Below are 10,044 nucleotides of genomic sequence, written 5' to 3' on the forward strand. Positions count from 1 at the left end.
CCTGAATGCCGCGGCCAAGCGCGAAAAGCCGGACGCGGTCATTATTGGCGAGGTATGGGAGGACGCCTCCAACAAGATTGCCTATTCCGAGCGCCGCCGGTATTTTCAGGGCGGAGAGCTGGATTCGGTGATGAATTACCCGCTGCGGGACGCGATTCTGGCCTTCCTGAACGGCGGAACGGCCGAGCATTTTGCCGAGCAGATGGAGACGCTGCGGGAAAATTACCCGCGGGACGTGTTTTACAACCTGATGAACATCATCGGCACGCACGATACGGCGCGTGCGCTGACGATTCTTGGCGTATCGGACGAAGAATGGCATATGGACCGCGACGGCCGCGCGCACTATACGCTGCCGCCCGAGCGGCTGGCGCGGGCGCGCAGCCGGCTGAAACTGGCCGCGGTGATGCAGTTCACCATGCCGGGCTCGCCGACGATTTACTATGCGGACGAGGCCGGACGGCAGGGCTTTGAAGACCCGTTCAACCGCCGGACCTATCCCTGGGGTGCGGAGGACCGCGATATGCTGGCGTTTTACCGCCGTCTGTGCGAGCTGCGCGCGGAAAGCGAAACGCTCACACGGGGCGAACTGCGTTTTCTGCCTTCCTCCAGCGCGCTTCTGGCGTATGAGCGCAGCGGAACATCGCGCATTGTTGTGCTGGTCAACCGCGGCCGCAATGCGGAATGCGCGCATATTGACGCGCTGTTTGCAGTGGATATGATCAGTACGCATGCGTTTGAAGAACACGACGAACACGGCGTTGTTGTAACCGTGCCGCCGGAAACGGCATATATTCTGCGGTGTTTTGGCACACCGTAACCGAGGTGATTGCGATGGATATGCGGGAAAAACAGCTTTCTGCGGCATATTATTTTGAGGGACGCATTATGAAAGCACGTCTGGATGAGGTTGCGCTTCCCAACGGCAAAACCGCCAGGCGGGAGGTGTGCGAGCATGTGCCCGGGGTGGGCGTGCTGCCCATTGACCAAAACGGCAATATCATTCTGGTGCGGCAGTTCCGCTATCCCTATGACGCGGAGCTGCTGGAAATCCCTGCCGGCAAAATGGACCACGGACCGGAAGAAGCGGCGGCCTGCGGCGCGCGCGAACTGCGCGAGGAAACGGGCTGCACGGCCGGCCGTCTCGTGCCGCTGGGCGTGGTGTACCCTTCGCCCGGCTTTTTGACGGAGACGGTCTACCTGTACGCCGCGCTTGCGCTGACGGAGGGCGAGATGCAGCCGGATGAGGACGAATTTGTTGAGGTGGTGCGCCTGCCTGCGGCCGCGGTTGAGGCGATGATTGAGCGGAATGAGCTGCGGGACGCAAAGACGATTGCGGCCATGTACCGCGCGCGGCTCAAGGGCCTGCTCTGAGTGTGCGCGGCAGCGCGCTGCGGTGCCTGCCGCCCGATGGTCAGGAGGAGGAAATATGGATAAGAAACGGATTCTCGTGGTGGAAGATGAACGCGCAATTGCGGATATTCTGGTGTTCAACCTGCAGCGCGAGGGCTATGATACTCTGGTGGCCTATGACGGCACAGACGGCCTTGCCCGCGCGCTGGGCGACGCGCCGGATCTGATTTTGCTGGATGTGATGCTGCCCGGGGTGGATGGGTTTGAAGTGTGCCGCCGCGTGCGGGAGCAGAAGGATACGCCCATCATTATGCTGACGGCCCGCGAAGAGGAGACGGATAAGGTCATGGGCCTGGAACTGGGGGCGGACGACTATATCACCAAGCCCTTTTCCATGCGCGAACTGATGGCGCGCGTTAAGGCCAACATGCGCCGGACGGTATCCGGCGAGGAACGGGCCCGCCCGCCCGTGCAGAGCGGGGAAGGGCTGCGCGTCTCTGCGGAGAACGGAATGGCCTATAAAAACGGCCGTGCGCTCGAACTTTCCGCGCGGGAATTTGATATTCTGCACTTTCTTTCCGCAGCGCCCGGGCGCGTTTTTTCGCGCGAGGAGCTGATGGAACAGGTGTGGGGCTATGAATATTACGGCGATCTGCGCGCCGTGGACGTGGCCATCCGCCGCCTGCGCGAAAAAGTGGAGGACCGGCCGGCCAGCCCGCGCTATATTATGACCAAGCGCGGCATGGGCTACTATTTTGCCGGTGAGGAACAGGCGTAATACATGCGTATGGCCGCCGCGGCCCCGGGCCGTCCTGCGGCCGATCGGGAACTGCCGGACGGCGGTCCAACCCTCGGAGGTGTTGTTTTGTTTCGCTCATTGCATATGAAGCTGGTGCTGATTCTGGTGCTGCTGATCGTATCCGTTATGGCGGTGGTCGGCACGTTTTTGATCAACAGCGTCGGCACTTTTTATCTGGACAGCTTTTATGAGCAGGTGCAGGGCGTTTTTGACCCTGCGATGATAAGCGCTTTGCAGGATACGGCCGGCGAATCCGGCGCGGCCGGTGTCAAAACGGTCGTATCATCCTATGAAAGCGCGCTTGGCATAGACGATTACCGGAATTACTATATTCTGGACGGCGAAGGCCGTTTTCAGCAGGGCTCGAACGAGACGCTTGCCGGTTCGCTGACGCGGACGGACAACATCGTTGCGGCCATGGCCGGCAGCACGGGCACACGCTCGTCCGTTTCGGACAGCATTATGGACGTTGCCATCCCGCTGGACAAGGATGGGGACGGAAAAGTGGATCTCATCGTTTACATTGCGGACGATAAGCGGGAAATTTCCGATTTGTCGTGGCGCTTTTTCCAGATCGTCATGCAGGCGATGATGTTTGGCCTGCTGGCAGCCATCCTGCTTTCTTTCCTGCTGAGCAAAACGATCACGACCCCGATCGAGCACATAACGGAGGGCGCGCGTTCGATCGCGGCCGGCAATTACGACCAGCAGCTCGGCATACAGTCGGCCGACGAAATCGGCGAGCTGACGCGCTCGTTCAATTACATGGCGGGGCAGCTGAAAAACACCATCGGCGAGGTGCAGGGCGAACGGGACAAGCTTTCCACCCTGTTTCTGCACATGACCGACGGCGTGGCCGCTTTTTCGACCGACGGGCGGCTCATCCATATGAATCCGGCAACCGAAAACCTGCTTGGCGTGCGCATGGAGGAAGGACTGAGCTTTGACGAACTGTTCGCTGATTTGGATATGATGGGCTCGGACGAAACGGCCATGCGCACGTTCCTGACCAGCGAGATTACGCGCGCAGGGCGCGTGCTTTCGGTCACGCTGGCGCCTTACGGCGCGCTGGACGGGGAGGGCGGCGTCATCGCCGTCATCCATGATATTACAGAGCAGCGCCGGCTGGACAATGCGCGGCGGGAGTTTGTCGCCAACGTATCGCATGAGCTGCGCACCCCGCTGACCAACATCCGCTCGTATACGGAGACGCTGCTGGACGCGGCGGGCGATATGCCGCTGGAAACCGAAAAACAGTTCCTCAGCGTGATTTCGGGCGAATCGGAGCGCATGGCGCGCATTGTAACCGATTTGCTGACGCTGTCCAAGCTGGATTACGGGCGCATGGAGCTGCGCATGACGCATTTTCCGCTGGCAGATATGCTGCGCGACGTTGCGGGCGCAATGAAACTGACGGCCGAAAACAGCGGACACACGCTGGCTGTGGATATTCCGGAGGAACTGCCGCAAATTATGGGCGACCGTGCGCGGCTGGAGCAGGTTATGGTCAATATCCTGTCCAACGCGGTCAAGTACACGCCCGCGGGCGGGCATATCCATCTGTCTGCCTGCACGGCGGAGGGTACGGTGCGCATTGCGGTGGAGGATGACGGCGTCGGCGTGCCGAGCGAGGACGTGCCGCGCCTGTTTGAGCGGTTTTACCGCGTGGACAAGGCCAGAAGCCGCGAGGCCGGCGGCACGGGTCTGGGTCTTGCCATCGCCAAGGAGATTGTCGAACAGCACAATGGCAAAATCACGCTTGTCAGCGAATATGGCAAGGGCACGGTTGTAACCGTCATCCTGCCGGCCGGCGGGACGCAGGACGGTGGGGAGGCCTCCTTATGAGCGACAAGCGGAAAAGCATGAAAAATGCCGCAAAAAATGTTTTGCTGGTTTTGCTGGTGCTGCTGATGGGGCTGCTGTGCGCGGCCAACTGGCTGACCGGCATGAGCCTGGCGCAGGTGCCGGCGGACAGCATGCTGCGCCGCCTGTATGACAGGGCGGTGGGCGGTGCGGTCGGCTATGAGCTGCGCGCTTCCGGCGTGGCGGCAGCCAGTCCGGCGCAGCTGGCGCTGACCGTGGACGGCCAGCTCTGCGGCATACAATACAGCCTGACCGAAGTGGACGCCGGCATGGAAGCCGTGCGCGCGGCCTGGGGGCAGGCGCTGGACGGCGGCGCGCTGCGCGAGGCGGATGAGCAAGAACTGACGGCCGCCCTTGGCGGGGCCGCCTGCATGCTGCTGCGTTATCACGGCGCAATTCCGCTGGGTGTACTTTCCGGCTGGATGGGCGGAAACTGGGACAGCAGCCTGCCGGTCAGCACACTGGTTTATGCGGCGGAAGCGGGCACCCTGTTCATCCGGCTGGCGGACGGCACGCTGTATGCCGCTCCGGCTTCGATAGAAGAAAGCGCGCTTGCGCAGGCGCAGCAGAATTTTCACGGAACCGCCTGCAAGTTTTCGGGCGGCGCCTATGCAGTCTATCCGGAAACGCTGCTGTTTGAAGCAGAGGCGTTATCGCTGCCCCTGCTGCGGGCAGAAGCGCCCGCGCTGTTTGCGCCGCAGAGCGGCGCAGGCCTGGAAACGCTGTTGGCGGCGTTTGGCTACACGCCGTACACGCGCGCCTATTCCGAGCAGGGCGACCGCGCCCGCGTTTATGTGGACGGCGTGAGCACATTGCGCGTCAATGCATCCGGATTGGTGCAGTACGCAGCTTCGGGCGAGGACGGCACGGTGCGTGCCTATGAGCAGGGGGAAGCGGACGGCCAGCGGGCGCTGGATGCGCAGATTGACTGCGCGCGGCAGATACTGGACAGCGCGCTAACTGCGGCGGAGACCGACACGCATGCCTCACTGTATGCCGTGCAGCAGGCCGGAAGCCGCACAACGGTTGCATTTATGCAGACCTACGGCGGCGTTCCCATACTGGGGGAAAGCGATTTTGCCACGTTTGTGTTTGAGGACGGCATGCTGTCCTCTGCGGCGATTCAGCTGCAATGCTTCCGCGCGGAACAGACGCGGCGGATGGTCATGCCGGCACGGCAGGCGGCGGCCGGCGCGCAGGGCGAGGCGCGCGGGTTGATCGCGGCCTATCGGCTACAGGAGGACCTGTTTGTTCCGAGCCGGTTTTATTTTTGAAAGATAAGGAGGGGACGCCGCCGTGCAATGGGACAAAGTAAAAAATACGCTGCTGGTCATTTTGCTGGCGGTCAACCTTTTTCTGCTGAGCAGCCTGGGCGTCAAGCTGTGGCAGAGCCGGCAGCGGGATGAGCAGCTGGAGGACAGCCTGCGCACGCTGACGGCGGCGCACGGGCTGACGCTGGACGAGGCGTTTTCTCTGCCGCGGGACAGGCTGCTGCCGCAGCTGATGCTGGACCGCAGCCGCGCGGAAGAAGAAGCGGTTTCCCTGTCCATGCTGGGAGAGGACGCCGTTCGGACGGAGCTGGAAGACGGCGCCGTTCGGTTTGAAAGCGAAAAGGGCGCGCTGGTTTGGGGCACGGACGGCACGGTGCAGGGCGAATGCCGCACCGAAACGGAAACGCCCGCCGATGCACGGGAAATGGAGCAGACCGCGCAGCGGCTGCTGTCCGCCTGGGGGCTGCTGGAGGAAAACAGCGTGCTGACGGCGGAGACCGCATCGGCCGTGCTGACCGGCACGGTTGCCGGCATGCCCGTACACAACCGGCAGCTGACGCTGGAGCTGGAGGAGGAACGCGCGGTCCTGTCCGGCGTGTGGAGTTTTGGTACGCCGTATACCACCGCGCAGGAGAGTGGTACGGTCTGTGCGGCTGCCGACGCGCTGCTGGCCTTTGCAGAGCAGACGGAAGAACCGGCGCGCGTGCTTTCGATGACGGCCGGATACCGTTTGACGGTGGACAGCAGCCGCCGCCTCCGGCTGATGCCGACTTGGAAGATTACGACGGATTTGGGCGAATATTTGGTGGATTGTGCCAAAAAAACAACGGTGGAACCGGAAAAGTGAAAAAAAACTTTCCTTTATCAGAAATTGTGGTAAAATGTATTTGTGAGATTTTGCGCAGGCGCACCAATGGCTGCCTGTGTTCATAGAATACGGTATTGAAGTGGAACGGCGGGCTGCATCCTGCCCGCAGAGTGAGAGTGAGGAGTAGTTAGGCATTGACCAAATATGTTATCAACGGCGGCAAGACCCTGAATGGCGAAGTAACCATTTCCGGCGCGAAAAACGCGGCGGTCGCCATTGTTCCGGCGGCGCTGCTGGCTGATGGGCCGGTCTGCATTGAAAATGTGCCCAAGATCATTGACGTGACCTTGCAGATGGAGATTATGCGCGAACTGGGCGCGCAGATCCGCCTGATCAATTCGACGACGGTGGAGATTGAAAACACCCAGCATCCCAGCCTCAAGCCGCATGAGCTGGAGCGAAAGCTGCGCGCTTCCTATTATCTGCTGGGCGCGCTGCTGGGCAAGTACGGCTTTGCGGAGGTAGCCATGCCGGGCGGCTGCAATTTTGGCGGCGTGCGTCCGATTGACCAGCATATCAAGGGCTTTGAGGCGCTGGGCGCAACCGTTACGCTGCCGCAGGGCGGCTTCATCCGCGCGCAGGCGCCGGAGGGCGGCCTGCGCGGTGCGCATATTTACTTTGACGTGGTTTCCGTTGGCGCAACGATGAACATTATGCTGGCGGCCGTGCTGGCCAAGGGGCAGACCATTATGGAAAACTGCGCCAAAGAGCCGCATATTGTTGATTTGGCAAACTTTTTGAACGCTATGGGCGCGGATGTAAAGGGCGCGGGCACGGATGTGATCAAAATCCGCGGCGTGGAGCGCCTGCACGGCGGCAGCTATTCCATCATTCCCGATCAGATCGAAGCAGGCACCTTTATGGCGGCGGTTGCGGCCTGCGGCGGCTCGGTGCTGGTGAAAAACGTTATCCCCAAGCATTTGGAGTGCATTACGGGCAAACTGCGGGAAATGAACGTGGAGATTACCGAGTTTGACGACGCGGTGCTCGTCCGGCGGGAAGGACAGCTCAAGCGTGCAAATGTAAAGACGATGCCCTACCCGGGCTTTCCGACCGATATGCAGCCGCAGATGACGACTGCGCTCTGCCTGGCGGAAGGCACCAGCATTGTGACCGAAGGCGTGTGGGACAGCCGTTACCGCTATACGGGCGAACTGGTGCGTATGGGCGCCAACATCCATGTGGAGGGCAAGGTTGCCGTGGTAGAGGGCGTGGAGCAGCTCAAGGGCGCGCAGGTGCGCGCGCATGACCTGCGCGCAGGCGCGGCGATGGTCATTGCCGGCCTGGCAGCCAAAGGCGTAACCGAAGTGGAGCAGGTGCAGAATATTGAGCGCGGCTATGAGACGCTGGTGGAGAAATTCGTCGCCTTGGGCGCGGATATGTACCGTTCGGACATTCCGGACGATTTGAGTAACGAACGCCATTCCTGATGGCGGCAAGAAAAGGCGGGGGAGGATGCTCCTCCGCCCTTTTTCAAAGCAAAATGAAGGGAAAAGATATGAAACGGCGGTTTTATTACAGTATAGCCAGCGGGTCGGCCGGAAACTGCGGCCTGTATGCGGCGGACGGCACGGCGGTGCTGATTGACGCGGGCGTATCGCTGCGCAAGATTACAACGGCGCTGGCCGCGCTTGGCATGACGGTGAACAGCCTGTCTGCCGTGCTGCTGACGCATGAGCACATCGACCATGCCAAAGGCCTGCCCATGCTGCTGAAAAAGAGCAGCGTGCCGGTTTATGCCTCGCAGGGAACGGCGGAAGCGCTGGCGCAGAAGGAGCCTGCCTGCCGCGGCCGGCTGCGCGTATTCGGCGCGCATGCCTTCGCTGTGGAAGAGATAACGGTTACGCCGTTCGCCACGCCGCATGACGCGGCGGAGAGCGTGGGCTACATATTGGAGCACAGCGGCGGCCGGTTTGGCTTTGCAACCGATCTTGGCTTTGTGCCGCGCGGGGCGTCCGCGCTGCTGCGCGGATGCGATACGGTGGTGCTGGAAAGCAACCACGATCCGTATATGCTGCAGGCAGGGCCGTATCCCTATGTGCTCAAGCAGCGCGTTGCGGGACCGGAAGGGCATCTGTCCAATCCGGACTGCGCGGCCTTTGCCGCCGAGCTGGCGCGCAGCGGCATGCGCACGGTGGTGCTGGCCCACCTGAGCGAAAAGAACAATATGCCCGAACTGGCGGCGCAGCAGACGCAGAACGCGCTGCATGGCCTGCCGCCGTGCAGGGTGATCGTAGCTCCGCGGGACTGCATGCAGCAGCCCGTCTGGCTGGAGGAGGAAGAAGCGCTATGCTCGCTGTCCGGCTGATCTGCGTTGGCAAACTGGGGGAGAAATTCTGGGCTGACGCAGTAAAGGAATATGAAAAACGCCTGTCGGCCTATTGCCGGCTGGAAATCATCGAGCTGCCCGAGCAGCGCCTGCCGCAGCAGCCCTCTGCGGGAGAGATTGCCGCGGCGCTGCAAAAAGAGGCGGCGCTGATTCAGGACAAAATTCCTGCGGGCGCGGCGGTCATTGCGCTGTGCGTGGAGGGCAAGCCGATGTCCTCTGAGCAGCTGGCCGCGTATTTCAGCCGCCTGACGGTGACGGGCACCAGCAAAGTGTGCCTGCTCATCGGCGGCTCGTGCGGGCTGGCGGAAAGCGTCAAAGCGCGGGCGCAGCTCCGGCTGTCCATGTCGCCGATGACCTTTCCGCATCATCTGGCGCGCGTGATGGTGCTGGAGCAGCTTTACCGTGCGCAGAACATTGCCGCAGGCGGCAAATATCACAAGTAAAAAGGAGTGTGCGCGCAATGCTGACAAGGAGCTGCAAGACCAGATATCCCATTGTGCTGGCGCATGGCCTTGCCGTGCGCGAAGGCAGCGGACGGGGCAGTTATGAGCCCTGGGGCCGCGTGCCTGCGGCGCTGCGCGCACACGGGGCGCAGGTGTTTCTCGGCGGGCAGGATGCCTGGGGCAGTATTGAGAGCTGCGCTGCCCAGCTTGCATGCACGGTGCGCCGCGCGATGGAGCAGACGGGCGCGCGCCGCGTCAACATCATTGCGCACTCCAAGGGCGGGCTGGAAGCGCGCTATCTGATTTCCAGCATGGGATGGGGGCGGTATGTGGCCTCGCTGAGCATGCTGTCCACACCCAACCGCGGTTCGCGCGTGGCCGAAACGCTGCTGTATGCGCGGCAGGGCGTGGCGCTTTGGGCCAAAGGGAACGATGCGTACTGGAGACGGCACGGCGACGCCGCGCCGGATTCGCTCCGCGCGGGCGAGCAGCTCACGCCGGCTTATCTGGCCGCATTCAACCGGCATAATCCGGATGCGGCCTGCGTATATTATCAAAGCTGGGGAGCCTGTCTGGGCAGTGCGCGCACGGACGGCGCCATGATGCTGACGCGCGGCCTGTTTTACCCGCTCCATGGGGAGAGCGACGGGCTGGTAACGCCTGATTCCGCAAGATGGGGCGTGTACCGCGGCACGCTTGCCGGCGTATCGCATCAGCAGCTTGTGGACGCCTTCCGGCGTGATGTGCCCGGGCTGGCGCCGCGCCGGTTTTATATCCACCTGGTACGGGAGCTGAAGGAAAACGGATTTTAAGCCTTCGGCCGGATGAGCGTGGCTGCGCGGGGAATTTTGCAAAAGGCTTTACATTGCGTAAGCAATTCGGTAAAATAGAAGGGAACAAAACACTGAGCAGGAGGGGGCGTCCAATGATTATTACAATAACGCTCAACGCTGCGCTCGACCGAACGCTGCTGATTGAGCACCCGCTGGCGGTGGGCAAGCTCAACCGCGCGGTTGCGTCCCATGTGGAGCCGGGCGGCAAAGGCATCAACGTTTCCCGCGCGGTCAAGGCGCTTGGAGGAGACGGCGTTGCGCTGGGTTTCAGCGCGGGGCCGAACG

The 10,044-nt window shown here is 61.9% G+C and carries 9 protein-coding genes and 3 pseudogenes; all 12 read left to right on the plus strand.

All coding sequences use genetic code 11. The annotated features are described in order from the left end of the window. Window positions 1-820 (plus strand): alpha-amylase family glycosyl hydrolase (locus ACOYIE_RS06085; protein ID WP_433411410.1); only part of this gene is annotated, 820 nt, incomplete at its 5' end. Next, window positions 802-1,374 (plus strand): NUDIX domain-containing protein, encoded by a 573-nt coding sequence (locus tag ACOYIE_RS06090; protein WP_433411412.1) that lies wholly within the window; start codon window positions 802-804, stop codon window positions 1,372-1,374. The genes ACOYIE_RS06085 and ACOYIE_RS06090, both read left to right, overlap by 19 nt. 55 nt (window positions 1,375-1,429) lie before the next feature. Continuing rightward, window positions 1,430-2,131 (plus strand): response regulator, encoded by a 702-nt coding sequence (locus ACOYIE_RS06095; RefSeq protein ID WP_433411414.1) that lies wholly within the window; start codon window positions 1,430-1,432, stop codon window positions 2,129-2,131. A 612-nt stretch (window positions 2,132-2,743) separates the two neighbouring features. Further along, window positions 2,744-3,481, plus strand: a pseudogene (locus tag ACOYIE_RS06100) (histidine kinase dimerization/phospho-acceptor domain-containing protein); the annotation flags it as partial. Window positions 3,482-3,640: 159 nt separating this feature from the next. Further along, window positions 3,641-3,997 (plus strand): annotated as a pseudogene (locus ACOYIE_RS06105) (sensor histidine kinase); the annotation flags it as partial. Beyond that, window positions 3,994-5,289, plus strand: a complete 1,296-nt coding sequence (locus tag ACOYIE_RS06110; protein WP_433411416.1) for a hypothetical protein — start codon at window positions 3,994-3,996, stop codon at window positions 5,287-5,289. The pseudogene ACOYIE_RS06105 and the gene ACOYIE_RS06110, both read left to right, overlap by 4 nt. Window positions 5,290-5,311: 22 nt before the next feature. After that, on the plus strand, window positions 5,312-6,133 hold the full coding sequence (locus ACOYIE_RS06115) for a hypothetical protein (RefSeq protein WP_433411418.1): 822 nt from the start codon (window positions 5,312-5,314) through the stop codon (window positions 6,131-6,133). 155 nt (window positions 6,134-6,288) lie between these two features. Beyond that, entirely contained in the window at window positions 6,289-7,584 is a 1,296-nt protein-coding gene (locus ACOYIE_RS06120; RefSeq protein ID WP_433411420.1) for a UDP-N-acetylglucosamine 1-carboxyvinyltransferase, read from the plus strand. A 68-nt stretch (window positions 7,585-7,652) separates the two neighbouring features. Then, entirely contained in the window at window positions 7,653-8,462 is an 810-nt protein-coding gene (locus ACOYIE_RS06125) for an MBL fold metallo-hydrolase (RefSeq protein ID WP_433411422.1), read from the plus strand. Continuing rightward, a complete protein-coding gene (rlmH, locus tag ACOYIE_RS06130; RefSeq protein WP_433411424.1) occupies window positions 8,444-8,926 on the plus strand; it encodes a 23S rRNA (pseudouridine(1915)-N(3))-methyltransferase RlmH in 483 nt (160 codons plus the stop codon). The genes ACOYIE_RS06125 and rlmH overlap by 19 nt, the downstream gene beginning before the upstream one ends. Before the next feature lie 17 nt (window positions 8,927-8,943). Next, entirely contained in the window at window positions 8,944-9,738 is a 795-nt protein-coding gene (locus ACOYIE_RS06135; protein WP_433411426.1) for a lipase family alpha/beta hydrolase, read from the plus strand. Between the two features lie 113 nt (window positions 9,739-9,851). Next, window positions 9,852-10,044: pseudogene (locus tag ACOYIE_RS06140) on the plus strand (1-phosphofructokinase); the annotation flags it as partial.

Origin of the sequence: Agathobaculum sp. (assembly GCF_050946325.1) — a bacterium.
Classification (GTDB): domain Bacteria; phylum Bacillota; class Clostridia; order Oscillospirales; family Butyricicoccaceae; genus Agathobaculum.

Bases quoted from the DNA above. Each gene is read 5' to 3' on its own strand.
- ACOYIE_RS06095 (WP_433411414.1), top strand. From the start codon at position 1,430: ATGGATAAGAAACGGATTCTCGTGGTGGAAGATGAACGCGCAATTGCG.
- ACOYIE_RS06110 (WP_433411416.1), top strand. From the start codon at position 3,994: ATGAGCGACAAGCGGAAAAGCATGAAAAATGCCGCAAAAAATGTTTTG.
- ACOYIE_RS06125 (WP_433411422.1), top strand. From the start codon at position 7,653: ATGAAACGGCGGTTTTATTACAGTATAGCCAGCGGGTCGGCCGGAAAC.
- rlmH (WP_433411424.1), top strand. From the start codon at position 8,444: ATGCTCGCTGTCCGGCTGATCTGCGTTGGCAAACTGGGGGAGAAATTC.
- ACOYIE_RS06135 (WP_433411426.1), top strand. From the start codon at position 8,944: ATGCTGACAAGGAGCTGCAAGACCAGATATCCCATTGTGCTGGCGCAT.